Annotated in this window: 15 protein-coding genes, 2 tRNA genes and 1 pseudogene; 7 read left to right on the forward strand and 11 right to left on the reverse strand. The window is 39.7% G+C overall.

Going from position 1 to position 15,594, the window contains the following annotated elements; translation table 11 throughout:
* Window positions 1-176 precede the first annotated feature (176 nt).
* The 3 genes from ABDW32_RS17340 to ABDW32_RS17350 all read right to left on the reverse strand — a co-directional run bounded on the left by ABDW32_RS17340 (window position 177) and on the right by ABDW32_RS17350 (window position 2,670).
* Complete coding sequence (locus tag ABDW32_RS17340; RefSeq protein ID WP_343564647.1) at window positions 177-1,733, reverse strand: M56 family metallopeptidase; 1,557 nt, start codon at window positions 1,731-1,733, stop codon at window positions 177-179.
* Entirely contained in the window at window positions 1,730-2,104 is a 375-nt protein-coding gene (locus tag ABDW32_RS17345) for a BlaI/MecI/CopY family transcriptional regulator (RefSeq protein ID WP_343564649.1), read from the reverse strand. The genes ABDW32_RS17340 and ABDW32_RS17345 overlap by 4 nt, the downstream gene beginning before the upstream one ends.
* Window positions 2,105-2,277: 173 nt before the next feature.
* Window positions 2,278-2,670 carry a group III truncated hemoglobin gene (locus ABDW32_RS17350; protein ID WP_343564651.1) on the reverse strand — a complete coding sequence of 131 codons (393 nt, stop codon included), beginning with the start codon at window positions 2,668-2,670 and terminating at the stop codon, window positions 2,278-2,280.
* A gap of 183 nt (window positions 2,671-2,853) precedes the next feature.
* On the opposite strand from ABDW32_RS17350, the gene ABDW32_RS17355 reads away from it, so the two are divergent.
* A complete protein-coding gene (locus ABDW32_RS17355; RefSeq protein WP_343564653.1) occupies window positions 2,854-3,420 on the forward strand; it encodes a hypothetical protein in 567 nt (188 codons plus the stop codon).
* A 240-nt stretch (window positions 3,421-3,660) separates the two neighbouring features.
* Here the strand turns inward: ABDW32_RS17355 and ABDW32_RS17360 are convergent, their stop codons facing one another.
* Window positions 3,661-4,197, reverse strand: a complete 537-nt coding sequence (locus ABDW32_RS17360) for a biopolymer transporter ExbD (RefSeq protein ID WP_343564655.1) — start codon at window positions 4,195-4,197, stop codon at window positions 3,661-3,663.
* A 381-nt stretch (window positions 4,198-4,578) separates the two neighbouring features.
* Here ABDW32_RS17360 and ABDW32_RS17365 point away from each other — a divergent pair.
* Window positions 4,579-5,094 (forward strand): annotated as a pseudogene (locus ABDW32_RS17365) (methylated-DNA--[protein]-cysteine S-methyltransferase).
* A gap of 14 nt (window positions 5,095-5,108) precedes the next feature.
* On the opposite strand, the gene ABDW32_RS17370 reads toward ABDW32_RS17365, so the two are convergent.
* Window positions 5,109-5,888: a LuxR C-terminal-related transcriptional regulator gene (locus ABDW32_RS17370; RefSeq protein WP_343564657.1), complete on the reverse strand. Its 780-nt coding sequence runs from the start codon at window positions 5,886-5,888 to the stop codon at window positions 5,109-5,111.
* A gap of 209 nt (window positions 5,889-6,097) precedes the next feature.
* Window positions 6,098-6,182: transfer RNA gene (locus ABDW32_RS17375), tRNA-Ser, on the reverse strand.
* A 160-nt stretch (window positions 6,183-6,342) separates the two neighbouring features.
* Between ABDW32_RS17375 and ABDW32_RS17380 the strand changes: the two genes are divergently transcribed.
* Window positions 6,343-6,705, forward strand: coding sequence for a hypothetical protein (locus tag ABDW32_RS17380; protein ID WP_343564659.1), 363 nt, complete (start codon window positions 6,343-6,345; stop codon window positions 6,703-6,705).
* A 72-nt stretch (window positions 6,706-6,777) separates the two neighbouring features.
* Here ABDW32_RS17380 and ABDW32_RS17385 read toward each other — a convergent pair.
* Window positions 6,778-6,862, reverse strand: a tRNA-Ser gene (locus tag ABDW32_RS17385).
* Window positions 6,863-6,955: 93 nt separating this feature from the next.
* On the reverse strand, window positions 6,956-7,840 hold the full coding sequence (locus ABDW32_RS17390) for a bestrophin family ion channel (RefSeq protein WP_343564661.1): 885 nt from the start codon (window positions 7,838-7,840) through the stop codon (window positions 6,956-6,958).
* 67 nt (window positions 7,841-7,907) lie between these two features.
* Between ABDW32_RS17390 and ABDW32_RS17395 the strand changes: the two genes are divergently transcribed.
* The 3 genes from ABDW32_RS17395 to trxA are packed head-to-tail and all read left to right on the forward strand — an operon-like array spanning window position 7,908 to window position 9,793.
* Window positions 7,908-8,756, forward strand: a complete 849-nt coding sequence (locus ABDW32_RS17395; RefSeq protein WP_343564662.1) for a glycoside hydrolase family 25 protein — start codon at window positions 7,908-7,910, stop codon at window positions 8,754-8,756.
* 8 nt (window positions 8,757-8,764) lie between these two features.
* Entirely contained in the window at window positions 8,765-9,493 is a 729-nt protein-coding gene (locus ABDW32_RS17400) for a rhodanese-like domain-containing protein (RefSeq protein WP_343564664.1), read from the forward strand.
* A 3-nt stretch (window positions 9,494-9,496) separates the two neighbouring features.
* A complete protein-coding gene (trxA, locus tag ABDW32_RS17405; protein WP_077437493.1) occupies window positions 9,497-9,793 on the forward strand; it encodes a thioredoxin in 297 nt (98 codons plus the stop codon).
* A gap of 96 nt (window positions 9,794-9,889) precedes the next feature.
* Here trxA and ABDW32_RS17410 read toward each other — a convergent pair whose 3' ends face one another.
* The 3 genes from ABDW32_RS17410 to mqnC form a co-directional block, all read right to left on the reverse strand.
* A complete protein-coding gene (locus ABDW32_RS17410; RefSeq protein WP_175992081.1) occupies window positions 9,890-10,045 on the reverse strand; it encodes a hypothetical protein in 156 nt (51 codons plus the stop codon).
* A gap of 153 nt (window positions 10,046-10,198) precedes the next feature.
* Complete coding sequence (scpB, locus tag ABDW32_RS17415; RefSeq protein ID WP_343564668.1) at window positions 10,199-10,759, reverse strand: SMC-Scp complex subunit ScpB; 561 nt, start codon at window positions 10,757-10,759, stop codon at window positions 10,199-10,201.
* 9 nt (window positions 10,760-10,768) lie between these two features.
* Window positions 10,769-11,893 (reverse strand): cyclic dehypoxanthinyl futalosine synthase, encoded by a 1,125-nt coding sequence (mqnC, locus tag ABDW32_RS17420; protein ID WP_343564670.1) that lies wholly within the window; start codon window positions 11,891-11,893, stop codon window positions 10,769-10,771.
* A gap of 415 nt (window positions 11,894-12,308) precedes the next feature.
* Here mqnC and ABDW32_RS17425 point away from each other — a divergent pair, with 415 nt between their 5' ends.
* Entirely contained in the window at window positions 12,309-15,578 is a 3,270-nt protein-coding gene (locus ABDW32_RS17425; protein ID WP_343564672.1) for a TonB-dependent receptor, read from the forward strand.
* Window positions 15,579-15,594: the final 16 nt, after the last annotated feature.

Below are 15,594 nucleotides of genomic sequence, written 5' to 3' on the forward strand. Positions count from 1 at the left end.
GCTGCGCCAAAAGTGATTTAAGCAGTACGGATGCAATAGATTTTGAAATGGTATGACAGTACAGGGATTAAGTGATTTTTTCGTATGTTAGCTTGGCTGGAAAACCGGAGGAGTAGTCTTTCCTCCGGTTTTTTGATTTGAGATGGAATTTCGATGTCAATTGACGTAAATCCTACTTAGTTCGAAGTAACCTCTTTTTTTGCGGGCTGACCTCTAAGTACAATTTTAGCAGCGCGCTTCCCACTGTTTCCCTTTGCTTCAGAACCGATGGTACTAGCAGAACTCACGTTTACATTTGTTATCGTATTTGGTTCTGTCGACCTAATTTCTGATACCTTTGCCGATCCAGGTGTAGCTGTTCCCGTTCTTACGATCGAAACAGTTTTAGGATTATTTACTTGGACATTGTTTGCTTTCACAGATGTTGCGAAGTCCACATGAGAAGATACCTTTTTAGCTTCCTTAAATTTTACGTTTTCGTTTGCATTGCCATTTCCGATTGAATTTCCATTCTTATTTCCGTTTACATTGATCCGCTTAGGTTCCTTAATTTGCACATCTTCCAAAACCACTTCTTCGATTTTAGGGGCAACTTTTACTTCTTCGAGCATCGGCGGCCTATTTTTCATTGTTTTCTTACCATTTCTACCTGTCTTTTTGGGCTCTTGGAAGTGTATTGTTTCTTTTTTTTGAGCAGCATTTTTCATGGGTTCAGCAGCTGGCAGTCGTTCTGCTTTTGGAGGATCAGGTCTTTTGGATACTGCTTTTGGCGCACCAGGTTGTCTGGTAGCAGGTGGAGTCATCGCCGGTTTTGCCGGTTCAGTTTTTTCTGTTTTGGCCGGAGTTGTTTTCTGCGCTTCGACAGGAGTCGAAAACAGCAGACTGATTGCTGTTGTCAGCAAGAGGGTAAGCGCAGGCATCAGCAAGAGCTTACCGCTGTTGGTTCTTTTCTGTAACATAATTAATCGTTTTTTTGTTGTTAAATAATTAAAATTACTGGCCGGTAATGCGTTTATATCGGGGGAGACCAAGCTCCACTGGATAATCAGATGTTGGTAACTGGTACGTTCATAAACCTGTACGACGGCATCGTCTGCCAAGTACTCGTGGTTTTGTCGGACGGCTCTGTCAATCAGGTAAACTAAGGGATTAAACCATAGGATAACACGTATGAACTGCATGACCACCACATCTATGGAATGCCGCTGGTCTACATGTGCCTGCTCGTGCGCAATAATCGAAGCCTCAATCTCACCTTGTAAATACGCTCTACGGGGAACATAGATCCGGCTTAAAAATGAGAAGGGTGTTTTGAGGCCATGAATGCTATAAATTGAAGGATTGTCAGTTACAGTTGCGCGGTCAATATAAGTTAAGAACTTTTTATAGCTCAAGATATACTTAATCAAAAGTACAATCGTGATCGATAGATAAACAAGGAAAATAACCGTGTAGGTCGATATTATCGGTTGTTGTGGAACGGCAGCAGGAGCTGTGATGGCGGCCTCCGAATTCTCTGGAACTACTTCTGGCCGTAGGCCATTAAAATAAAAAAAATCAGGAATAAAAGATGGTAAGGCAGTTTGCAGCAATGGTGCAAAAAGTGCGATCGGGATAATGGTAAGCAAATAAAATCGGTTAAAGACCAGAAGCTTTTGCTGTTGTAGAAGAAAAATGTATACGAGATACAGTAAGCCCGAACAGGCGATCAATTTTCCCAAATAGATAATCATGTCGCTTTGTTTTTAATTTCTGAATCAATTATTTTTTTCAGTTCCTCCAATTGCTCTTTGGTCAACTGCGATTGCTTTGTGAAAAAAGAAGCAAATTTTAAAGCTGAATTATCAAAATATGTTTCAACAATATCATTGACGTGTGCGAGATAATAATTGTCTTTGTCGAACAAAGGGTAATACTCCCGCGAATTACCATATAATACATACGATATGGCACCTTTTTCGGTCATCCGTTTTAGTAAGGTCGCAATGGTCGTCGGAGCAGGTTTGGGTTCAGGATAAGCGTCCATAATATCTTTCATAAAGGCCTTTTTCATGTCCCAGATGTACCCCATCAATTGTTCTTCAGTCGCTGATAATTTATTCATACTACAAATATAGAATATATTCTACATAATGTAGAATACGAAATGTTAAAATTTGTTATTCTAATGTATTGTGTTGATTTGCAGTTTTTTACTTTGTGTTTGCAGCTTGCGTGAAATAAGCTTGAATACAAAATAAAAAAGAGGGGGAACGGAAATGCTATTGAATGCGTTTTTTATATTAAAGGTTTCTTTTTAGGGTTGGCGTTGAAATATTCTTTTTTAAACTGGAACATTTGCGCCATTTTTTGCGCACGCCATTTGGCTTCCTCTGCTTTTTCGCCTTTATATAAGCGATCGACTGTAGCTTCAAATAGCAGGAGCCATTGGTCAAAATGTTTTGCCTCGATGGCAAGGGGGATATGAGGAGGAAACGGGCTGCCGAAATAAGTATGTTCATCCAATAGAATAGTCTGCCAAAAGCGATACATCTTTTCCAAATGTACGCTCCAATTGTCCTGGATACGCTCTCGAAAAATGGGGCCAATGAGACTATCTGCGCGAACAGTAGTGTAAAACTGATCAACTAATATTTTAATATCCGCAATGGTTTGGATGTCCTGCTTCATCGGATTGTCTGCCTATTTTTTGTGAAACAGCTACCTGATCGGAAGCCGCTTCAGTTTGAATAATCGTATAAATTTAGTGAGAATAATGGAGAATAGAATCAGGTTGGTGTAAAGATGCGGGTTGAAATTGTTGTATTTTTCTTTTATTGTCAGTAATTTGATTACATAATTTAGGGAGAACACATGGGAAAATACACACTTTTTATCCTGTTTCTGATGGGATGTTCCATTGCACAGGCACAGATCACCGATATTTCAGTCAATAAAGAAAACTTTCAATCTTCGGGCTTTCCGTTTAAAGGTAAACGGGTTCTGCAGGTTGAACATATTCAGACTGCAAAGGAAGATAATTATATCATTTTTTCCAAAGAGGAGCGCGGAGCAGATCCGGACAAACTGTATGTACAGCAATTTCAGCGAAGAGATGGTATGTGGGTACCAATAGTAGAAGAAACTATTCAAGAAGACGGAATTATTACTTCGGTCTGGGAATCGCGGAAAGCCTTTTTTGATGCGGATAAAGATGGAAAATTGGATGCGCTGTTTATTTATTCCAGACATCCCAAAGCGGATGTCGAAAAACAATTGAGCTGTATTGCGTTGATTTTATATAAGGGACAATTTTATCGGATGCGTGCGGAAGCGGAGGACGGGTATAAAAAGACTTCCTATTCAGACAACTATGCTTCTTTGCCTGCGGAGGTAAAAGAAAATGTGGAAAGGTATTGGGAAAACCTGGACAAAAGATAATAGATTATCACCTTACATAAAAGGAAATAGTGACGATCGAAAGACTGAATTGTCTCTATTTCCTTTTATGGGGTGATATGTCTTTTCCTATTCTTATTTTTAGTATTAAAGCCGAAGTACTGCTTTTATTGCTTAGCAACTAAACTTCCTTTCATTTTTTAATAGCCTTCTTCCTCTTCTGACTGTAAAATTGTGGTAGTACTTGTTTTATTTTATGACCTATTTTTACGCTTAGGCATTTTAGCGGATGGAGGCCAATAGTTGTTTTTCTTCTTCATCCTGTGTTTTGCCGATAACATAGCGTGTGATATTTTGATGTTTGAGTTCGTCAATTGTACGTATCAGGTCTTTTGTCCGGGCTTCTTTGCTGGGCTTGATCAGTACAATCATATCTTTGCTATTGGGCATGAGACTGATCTTGGTTTTCAACTGGGCGATAACCTGTGACAATGTTTTTTCTATATCACCTGGTTTTTCCGAAAAGGCAATCGGCTTCTTGAAATCGCCGTGGTACCACATAAATTTTCCATCTCCAAGGATCAACGTCGCTGTCCGGTTTTCGTCGATAAGTACTGGTGGAGTAGCCTCGCCCTTTGTTTTGTCTGGCATGGCAATATCCATTGCTGCCGGTTTGTTTAGGGTCGTGGTCAGCATGAAAAAGGTAATCAAAAGAAAAGCAAGGTCTACCATCGCTGTCAGATCTACCTTCGGAGCCATTTTACGGGTTCTAATTTTTTTCTTTCCGCTGTCTTGTGTTTTTTGATTTAGTTCTGCCATGATGTTTTGTTTCTAGGTTATAACTCTCGTTCATACTCATTGATATGATGCCGGAGAGAGAACTATTCCATAGTTTTTTTGACAATAGGAACCATTTTTTCTTTGATTTCTTTCAGAGCGTTCAATTACAATAGGTTAAAGAATTGTCTAATAGAAGACGAAAGACTAAAATCCGCTGGTGGTAACCGTTTTATAATGATAGCACCTACTATAGTTGGTAATTTACCTTCTCTAGTGCGGATATCACAAAAAGTTGAGGCAATGATCAAATCATTGTAGTTGTTATGTAATGCGGACAGGTAGCTGTGGCAGCTTGGCTAGAAACATGTTTTCGGTGCGGGAAAAGAAATCAAAAAGATTAGTAACTTGCCAATAAAAAACATGACGCAGGATAATGGACTTGTTTATACCGATATTGTATCAGCAGTAGGCAATATCAGGCTTGTGGCAACTACACGCGGTCTTGCGGCCGTACTGTGGAAAGGTGAGGGCTATACCCGTACAAAGTTGTCCATGCCGGATAGAGATGATCAAGCACCTTTACTTTTACTCGCGCAACAGCAACTTTTGGAGTATTTCGATCGCAAGCGTACAGTGTTTGATCTGCCGCTGGATATGCAGGGAACCCCTTTCCAACTTAAAGTATGGGAAGCCTTGTTAACTATTCCTTACGGCCATACAAAAACCTATGGCGATCTGGCACGTTAACTAGGTGACATAAAAGCTGTCCGGGCAGTAGGTGGGGCATTGAACAAGAACCCGATATCCATTATTGTACCCTGTCATCGGATCATCGGGGGATCTGGTAAACTTGTCGGTTTTGCCGGAGGACTGAACAATAAGTCCATCCTCCTTGACCTAGAAATGAAAGATCGAGCTCCGACACTGTTTGACTGAAGGTAGTCCTCTGTCTAAAGCCAGCCTTCCTTTATTGCCTTGGCTATCAGATCTACAGGTGTCTTTACTCCAGCTTTTGCAAGAATATTTTTCCGATGAGAATTCACGGTGTGAAGACTTATGCATAGTTCGTCAGCGATAGATTTGCTCATCTTGCCCTCAACAATACATTTTAAAATTTCCCGTTCTCGCCTTGTAAATATATCATAGGATTTTGTGAATGCTTGATCGAGTTGAATATTGAAAAAAGAGGGTTCGTCGTCAAGCCCAATAAGCGAGAAGCATGGTTTTCCTTCTTGTTTTATATGGGATATGTCAGTATGCAGCGAGAGGGTACGGTAGAAGTTATTTTCGTCATAATCTATCTGAATAGCTTGATGCAGGATCCTGATATAATGTCCATCTTTTCTTTTGAACCTGAAGTCGTACTGGACCTTATAGCTTTTTATTTTTTCATAAGGTAAACTCTTAAAAAACGCTACAACTTTATACTCAAAGTTGAGAAAGTAAGGTTTGTCGTCAGGATGGATACGCTCCATAAGGAATGGAATGGAAAGTTCATCGGGTTTATACCCGATCAGGTTTTCACATTCTTCGCTTATTAACTCCACCTCCCCTGTATACATATTGAATACTAAATAATAGAAGCTACCCGCTTGAAATATATTTAATAAGCGTTTATGAAATTCGATTTGCTGTTGTAATTGTGAGGTATCTGCTGTTTTCTCGATGTCCACAACTGTCTTCCAGAACTTCTTTGCGGTCAGGTAATATTTGGACTGGGATGATTCCATAAAAGTTAATCGGTTAATGGCATAAAACTACAAAAAGTACAAGAATACCTAAAGGGAAAAACGCTGATTTTTTTTTAAAAAAGGGAGTTATTGCTTCCCACATCTCCATGCAATAATCTGCGATGATAACGTTCGAACCCCTGCCAGCGCTTCTGGTTCGAATCCGGATGCAACGAAAAAAGCCTTTCATTGCTGAAAGGCTTGTTCTGCGGAGAGTGAGGGATTCGAACCCCCGAACCTGTGACAGTTAACGGTTTTCAAGACCGCCGCATTCGACCACTCTGCCAACTCTCCGCGACAAAAGTAGAAATTCTGCACAGATTTACAAAACTTATTTTACATTTTTCTTTGTTTAATGTAGCCTTGGGACGATATGCATTGAAAATGTTTCTGGCTATCAGGTTTTTATAACCTGATAGCTTTTTGGTATAGTTGGGTATAGTGAGCATGGCAGTTGATATTAGAGATTTACGAGACCAATAGCAGTGCGACTGGTTGGGCAAAGCGACATGGTATATATAGAGGTTGGGTGAAAGCCGGAAAAGATGGTAAGTATACCGTTTATACTTTTCGACCTGCCGCCTATTCGGATAAGGGAGAACCTGAGCATATTCATATAACCATTAAGGAACCTGATAAGAACGGGTATTATCTTGATGAGTATTTTTTTGATGATGATGCACTGCTGACTACTGAGCCACGCAAGGCCTTAGAAGATCGTGGAGGTCCAGGGATCGTACAGCCCTTAGTAGAAGCGGGGATACAACTAACTAAGCGCGATATTACCTTAGGGAAAAATATATCGGATTATGAATAAGAAGTGCGGATGATAGATGTTCGAATCCAAAAACAACGAAAAAAGCCTTTCATTGCTGAAAGGCTTTTTCTGCGGAGAGTGAGGGATTCGAACCCCCGAACCTGTGACAGTTAACGGTTTTCAAGACCGCCGCATTCGACCACTCTGCCAACTCTCCGCGACAAAAGTAGAAATTCTGAATAGATTTGCAAAACTTATTTTTGTGGCGATCTCTTATGGTTTGAAAATGAGCTAGATTATTTTAAAAATATTACGCCGGGATAATTTCATGGCAGTGTTTTTTGATATTCGCCGCTATTTTATCGATAGGTAGATCGTCCTGGTCTATACCAAAGGGCTCCTCGATGGATTCTCCGATCAGTTCAAGTGAAGCTAATACATATAGGATAAACGGAACGGCAACAACAACAAAATATCCGATCGAAAAAACATAGCCTACGGGAAGTGTCATTGTATAGAAGATGATGAACTTCTTAATAAATGCACTATATGCTAATGGTATTGGCGTATTCTTAATCCGCTCACAGGCGCCACAAACATTGGTCATGGACACCATCTCTTCATTGAGTATGATCAATTGGTCTCCACTGACTATACCTTCCTTATAGAGCTGGTTTATCTTCTGAAAAATCATATTGGAAACCTGATTCGGACCATGTTTCTTGTTGTCCAATGATTTAAGTTCGGGATGCTCATTTTCATCGAGCATAAATTTGGTGTAGTCAGATCGCAAAAAATCGTAGAGGGTTTCGGCGAAGAGTGGGATACTTTTTCGAAAGAAGCTGCGGTTGACCTTGTCTTCTTCATGAAGAATGGCGTTGAGCTTATACGCAAAAGCCCGACTGACATTGGTTAACGTGCCCCATTGCTTGCGGGCTTCCCACCAACGGTCATAAGCCGTGTTGGTCCTAAAGACTAATAATAAAGAGATGACGAAACCCAATAGATTATGGACAATCGTAATATTCTTGACCCAGCTCCGTTCACTTAATTTGAGGTATTCCAGCTCAAGGTACGCAATACCCCATGAGTAGATAGCGATTAAAATAAGAAACGGTAACAGCTTTTTAAACGTGTCTGATTTATGTAATTTGAAAGTTGCTGAAAGCCAGTCTTTAGGGTTGTATACGATCATATACAAAAATATAAATTGTTACGAAAATTTTGCGAGTTAATTGTGATTCCCGTAACTTCATCACTGTATGGCGCAACAACAATCGAAACGAACGAAAACCCCTAGGAAGAAACAGCAACCTCAGGAGACCAGATGGATCTGGATGATCGTGGGAATGCTTGTGTTTTTCTTAGGTCTTGTTGCCTGGCATTATAAAGCTGGAATTATCTACTACTTCCGTGTAGCAACATCTAAAAATAAAACGCTGGCGAAGGAGGCTAAATACGATATCCGAAACATTGAAATTATGAGTAAGCATGATGATAAGGTCTTTGGTATCGATGTCTCGACTTATCAGGAAGATATTGACTGGCAGAAAGTGAATACGATCAACGACCAATTTCCTATCGATTTTGTATTTATCCGAGCGACAATGGGGGAGAAAGGGGTAGATGATAAATTTAGCCGCAATTGGTCCAAAATACATAATCGGGCGATTTTACGGGGCGCCTACCATTATTTCCGACCAAATGAAAATTCGGTCAGGCAGGCCAAAAATTTTATCCGTAAGGTGCAGCTCCATCCGGGTGATCTTCCCCCAGTATTAGATATAGAGGAGCATCCGAAACAGCAATCCATGGATAGTTTGAAAGTGGGATTAAAACGCTGGCTCGATGAAGTGGAAGCACATTATAAAGTCAAGCCCATTCTGTACTCCGGAGATAAATTCTACAGTGATTTTTTGGAAAAGGAATTCGCGAACTATACCCTCTGGATCGCGAACTATAATTTTTGGATCGAAAACCCGAAAGAACATTGGGCATTTTGGCAGTTCTCAGAGAAAGGCACGGTAACCGGTATCCGTGGAAATGTCGATTTAAATATCTACAATGGAAAGATAGTGGAATTGGAAAAATTGCTAATCCCCTTTAAATAGTAAATAAGATGAATAGGATTTTAGTAGCCGTATTGCTAGGGGCGATGTTGATAGGTCCCGGTGCTCTACCAGCGAATGCAGAGTTCAATATTAAGCGGCTAGAGGCACATCACAACATGGTTGAATTGCCCTTACTTGCTTTAAAGCAATTTAAAACACTGCGCAAACAGCATTCTGTACTTGTTTTGGATACACGTTCGGGGGATGAATTCCTACAAGGTTTTATTCCAGGGTCTATCAATATCGGCTTTAAGGGGCCATTTGATACTTTTTTGGAACAGGTTCTCCCTGATAAAAAACAAAAGCTCCTCATTGTTGCCGAGGAACAGGATCGCTCCGCAGTGGCTGAGCGTTTATCGCAGTTGGGATATACCGGTGCAATGGGAATATTGGTTGGCGGGATAGACGGTTGGAAGAAACAGGAAGTTACCGATTCAATCACAAATCTGAGCGCAGGAAAATTTGTAGAAAAATCAGGTTCAGGTCATATTGTGGATGTGAGGACAGTGAAAGAATTTGATAAAGGACATATTGACAATGCAATGAACATTCCGTTGGTAGATTTCGCTAATTTTGGTAACACGCTAGAAAAAGATAATAAGCCGCTTTATGTACATTGTCAATCGGGATATCGTAGCGCGGTCGCTGTTTCTATTTTGCGTGCAAAGGGGTTTAAAAATATATGCAATATTCAGGGTGGATATAAGGCATTGAAAGAGGATATAAAGGAGAATTAAGTAATGGCAACTTTTGACCAGATTATTCAATCAAATTCGCTGGTTTTAGTGGATTTTTTTGCAACGTGGTGCGGTCCATGCCAAACGATGGCGCCGGTGTTACAGGAGGTAAAGGAATTTTATCAGGAGGATCTATCTATTATCAAAATAGATGTGGATAAGAATCCAAAAATAGCCTCCATTTATAAAGTGAGTGGGGTACCTACTTTTATTTTATTTAAAAATGGGCAGCAGCTATGGCGTCAGAGTGGGATGATCCCCAAGATGGAACTGCATAAACTGATAGACCAAGCGAAGTAAAGCGATGGTAAAACAATAAGGCGTTCAATCAAATTGAACGCCTTATTGTTTTAATGATTCTCTGGATTTAATAGGTAGTGTTATATGCACCAAATATTAAAATTCATCGTCATCATCGAAGTCATCTAATCCTTCAATTTCCGAGATTTCGAAATCATCGTTATCGAAATCATCATCATCGTCATCAGGTCCATTGAAAGACGCGAATTTTACTTCTTCAAGATCTTCGTTAGCTAATATTGCCGTGTTCATAAAATAATGCTTTATTGTTTTTTATTCAATGTTGTAAAATTAGAGAAGAAAACTATTTTTTAAAACTTTTTTTAAAAAAAATATTGCCCTTTATTTTTCTGCTAATCAATATGTTGAACTGTTTTTTGAAAATAAAAATTTATTTTATTTTATTTACTCATTTGTTTCACCAATTGCGTTGTCTTCCGTAACGATATCTTTTAGTTGCGGAAGGTCTCGAACACCGTTAATTCCAAAGTGATCCATAAATTGTTGACTGGTCGCATACAGCAGTGGTTTACCTATGCTATCGGCCTTTCCGGCTATTTTGATCAATTTCTTTTCCAATAGTCTCTGAATAGAATAATCACAGCTGACACCTCTGATCTGTTCGACTTCCAGCTTGGTAATTGGCTGTCTATAGGCAATGATGGCAAGTGTTTCCAAGGCCGATTGACTGAGCTTGCGTTTGTTGTTATGATTTTGTAATTGCTGTATTGCCTCGTGATAGACCGCTTTGGTCAGAAACTGATACGAATTATTGATATACCGAAGTTCCAATACATGATCTTCATCCTGATATTTGTCTTCTATCTTTTTAATCAATTCACGTAGCTCTTCTTTCGATACTTCAATAGCCAAAGCCTCCTGTAGAATCTGTTTGATGTCGGCAAGATCTATTCCTTCTGCAGAAGCAAAAATAATTGCTTCAATATTTCTAATGACGTCTTTCAATGTAGGGTATTAATAGTTAATGACCTGTTCGATCATGTGAGCAGGCAGTTCTCTAAAATCATATTTTTGTGTTCTCAACTGCGGTTCGAAACCAGCTTCTAAAATAGCTTCCTGTATGGATCGGGAAGTGAACCTATGGGGCGCCCCCGCCGCCGAAACGACATTTTCTTCGATCATAATAGATCCAAAATCGTTTGCTCCAGCGTGCAAACATAGCTGGGCAGTACGTTTTCCAACCGTAAGCCAAGAGGCCTGGATATTTTTGATATTCGGTAGCATGATCCGGCTTAGCGCAATCATACGGATATATTCTTCACTGGTTACGTCGTTGGTGATGCCGCGAAGTCTTTTTAATAGTGTGCCATCATCCTGGAAAGGCCAGGGAATAAAGGCAATAAAACCATAAGCATCTTTGGGTTTTTCATTTTGTACTTCTCTGATCCAAACCAGATGTTCGAAACGCTCTTCTATGGTTTCGATATGACCGAACATCATCGTGGCCGAAGTCGGCAAATTGATCTTATGTGCCGCACGCATGACATCAAGCCATTCCTTACCACCACATTTTCCTTTGGATATCAAACGCCGCACGCGATCATTAAGGATCTCAGCTCCGGCTCCCGGCAGGGAATCCAGCCCCGCTTCTTTCAGCTGGGTCAGTACATCGATATGGCTCATATTTTCCAGTTTCGAAATATGGGCAATTTCCGGTGGACCGAGTGAGTGGAGTTTCAGTGTAGGGTAAAGCTCCTTTAATTGTTTGTATAGGTTTTTGTAGAATTCAATACCTAAATCTGGATGGTGACCTCCTTGTAATAAAAGTTGATCGCCACCATATTTAAAGGTCTCTTCGATCTTTTGTTTATAACTCTCGATATCAGTGATGTAACTGTCTTCATGACCGGGACGACGAAAAAAATTACAGAACTTGCAGTTTGCGACACAAACATTGGTGGTATTGACATTTCTGTCAATCTGCCAGGTTACCTTACCATGTGGTACTTGTATCTTGCGCAATTCATTGGCTACGAAAGTCAAATCAGCTGTAGGTGCATTTTGATATAAAAAAACACCCTCTTCCTTGGAAAGGAACTCAAATCGGAGCGCCCGTTCTAATAAACTACTTACATTCATCAAAACAAATATAAGTACCTTTTAGCGTATTTAAATGTATTTGGCGAATATTTGACATTCTGGCTTCATAGGAGTGAAAAGTAAATAACATCAATTCGCTAAACTTTATTTTTGTAACAAAAGTATAGATGATAGGCTTAGTGTATGAATTACAATAACCTGATTTATAGTTTCTTGTGATATAAAGTGTAAATTTTCTTTTTTTTATATTTTTTATTCTTTACATTTATTTAACAGATTTTAACATTTCTGTAAATAACCAAAAAAATTGAAAATGATAACCAAAAAGGCTCATAATCAGTAGCAACGCGTGTTGTTTCTGCTAGAGCTAAGCGACCAAAACTTAAAATAACCATTACCAACATAGACAAACAGATAAATAAACATAAATTTTTTAAACCACCTATTTAAAATTATGATGAAAAAAACGGACAAAAATTGCTGTTTTGATCTCATATTGGGCCAAAAGTTCAATAAGAGGTTCTTGCTGATGAGTTCTCTTCTCATCGCAGGCGGAATGACTGCTCAGCTGTCTGCCAAAGGGGCTATCGCTCATGGCCGAGTTGAAGTCGTTTCACTAGTGAAAACGAAAGGTTTACAGGAGATACCTATTAAGGGGGTAGTAAAAGATGCTGCGACAGGCCAGGTGATTAGCGGGGTATCGGTTAAAATCAAAGGCACAAGTAAAGGTACCTCAACAGATGCTGATGGGGCATTTACGGTTCAGGGAAAAGTCGGCGATGTATTGATTGTGAGTTATATCGGTTACGCGAGTTCCGAAGTCACAGTCACTGGAAAAGCTGACCTAACGATTTCATTAAATGCTACCGAAGGCGCTTTAGAAGAAGTTGTTGTAACGGGTTATTCTACTCAACGGAAGAAAGATTTGACCGGATCTGTTGCGGTCGTCAATACAGACCAATTGAAAACAACACCAGCGGCAAGTGCTGTCGAGTCTTTACAAGGTCGCGCAACAGGGGTACAAGTTGTAACAGATGGTGCTCCGGGTTCCACACCACAGATTAAAATCCGTGGTTATAGTACAATTAATAACAACGAACCGCTTTATGTGATCGACGGGGTGCCATTTGAAGGTAAATTGAGCTGGTTGAACCAGAACGATATTGAAACAATGCAAGTGCTGAAAGACGCATCGGCAGCTTCAATCTATGGTTCACGGGCAAATAATGGTGTTGTTATTATTACAACCAAATCCGGTAAGTCTGGAAAACCCCAAATTAACTTTGATGCTTACTATGGCGTACAAGTTCCTAATAGTGGCCGTTTTCCAAAAATGTTAAGTCCACAGCAGATTTATGACCTAAATGGCAATAAAGATCCGCTACCTGATTATCTGTTGGCTGGCGCTGTATCGGGTAACAAAGTGACACCAGCCGATGCGGATATGTCCAAATATAATTATGCGGATAACAAAGAGGAATTTTATCAAATTACCAAAGCGAATAAAGCTGGTACCGACTGGTTTAAAGAACTGAGCCAGAACGCGCCAACACAGTCTTACCAATTAAATGCTGTAGGCGGAGGTGAAAATGCATCTTATGCTGTCTCAGGAGGATATTTAGGCCAAAAAGGAACAGTAATTCATACGGGATTCGAGCGTTTTAATGTTCGTTCAAATACAAATTTTTCCGCTTTTAATAAAAAATTGCGTTTTGGTGAAAATATGCAGTATAGCATGACCAAAGGGCATGGTATCGGTGTAAATACAAATACCGCTGGTGACTATATCGGAGAAGGTAGTGCGATTGGATTCGCGTATCGTATCAAGAATATTATTCCGGTATATGATGAAGGTGGTAATTTTGCAGGCTCTAGAGGCGGCTGGGGAAATGGTGAGAATCCCGTAGCGATTGCTTACCGCGCTAAAGATAATGTGAACAAAAGCAATTTCTTCTTCGGTAATGCTTTTGGGGAATATGATATATTAAAAGGATTAACATTTAGAACAAGCTTTGGTATCAAATATGAGAATTATTACAATTTAAGTTATACCTATCCTAACCTTGAGTTTACAGAGGGTAGCGCAAACAGCGCATCGTCAGAAACCTCCGGTTATAACACAGAATGGACCTGGACAAATACATTGAACTATAAGGCTAACTTTAATGATGCCCATAGTTTGAATGTATTATTAGGAACGGAAGCCATTGACAATACGTATCGTCAGGTTCAAGGGAATGGAAATGGTTACTTCATTACAAATTCTACGGATTTCTTTTATGTCAGTCAGGCTTCAAAAAATTCGGCAGCAAGTGAAGGTGCTCTGGGATCGTTGTTCTCCATTTTTGGAAAAGTAGATTATTCCTATAAAGATCGTTATATCTTAAGTGGAACAGTCCGAAGGGATGGCTCATCAAATTTTGGTTCCAAAAACAAGTATGGTACTTTTCCAGGGGTGAGTGGCGCATGGCGGGTATCCCAAGAGGAGTTTATGAAGGGTGTAAGCTGGTTAAATGACCTGAAATTGAGAGCGGGTTACGGTATTACAGGTAATCAGCGTATTCCATCTTATCAATATTTAAAACGTTACGCAACCTCTATTAATTCGGCTTCCTATCCAATAAATAGTGATTTAGTAAGCGGTTTGTGGATCAGTGATTATCAAAACGAGAACGTAAAATGGGAACAGGTTGCTTCATTAAACCTTGGATTGGACTTCTCTATTTTGGGAGGAAAGATTGATGGTGCTTTTGACTGGTATAATAAGAAAACTTCAGACATGTTATTTGCATTGCCACTGCCAGCAACAGCTGTTGGCCGGGCGGCTTCTCCTTATGTAAATATTGGAGATATGCAAAATAAAGGGGTGGAGTTCTCGCTGAATTACCACCATAAAGAGAGTGATCCGAACAAATTCAACTTTGATATTGGAGCAAATATTTCAAGGAACAAAAATACTATTGTTGCCTTAGCGCCGGGTATTAACGATGTCGTCTATGGCGCATTTAGAAGTATGGAAACTTCTATCCTGAGAACAGGACAGCCTTTCGGTGCTTTTTATGGGTTCAAAGTTGCCGGAATTTATCAAAACGAAGCCGAATTGAAGCAATATCCCTCGTATGAAAAAGCCCGTGTGGGAGGTTTTAGGTTTGAAGATGTAAATGGTGATGGAATAATAGATGCGAAAGATAATACTGTAATCGGAAGTCCACATCCGGATTTTACGTATTCGCTTAATATCAATGCTAATTACAGAAACTTCGACCTCATGATGTACTTCTATGGTTCGGAAGGAAACAAAAACTATGAAGCAACACGATACTTTACGGATTTTGGTGTATTTGATGGCCAAAAGAGCGTCCGTGTGCTAGATGCTTGGAGCCCTGATAACAGAGGTAGTTTAATTCCTTCTCAAACGAAAGAGGAAGTTTCGGCCAATGAATATGCTTCTTCAAGCTATTTCGTACAGGACGCGAGTTTTTTCAAGATGAAGAATTTACAAATTGGTTATAATTTTTCTACAGACAAACTCTTTGGTACGAATACAGGCGTGAAAAAATTAAGAGCCTATATCGGAGTGACAAATCTATTTACAATTACAAAATATGAGGGTCTTGATCCGGAGGTGTCGGCAACACCATCGGATTATCCCGCATTGGGCGTTGATTTTGGGGTATATCCTCAAGCCAGACAATATATGTTGGGGGTAAGTTTAGGTTTTTAACGGAATTATAAAGCAA

It is taken from the genome of Sphingobacterium sp. (assembly GCF_039596235.1).
Lineage (GTDB): Bacteria > Bacteroidota > Bacteroidia > Sphingobacteriales > Sphingobacteriaceae > Sphingobacterium.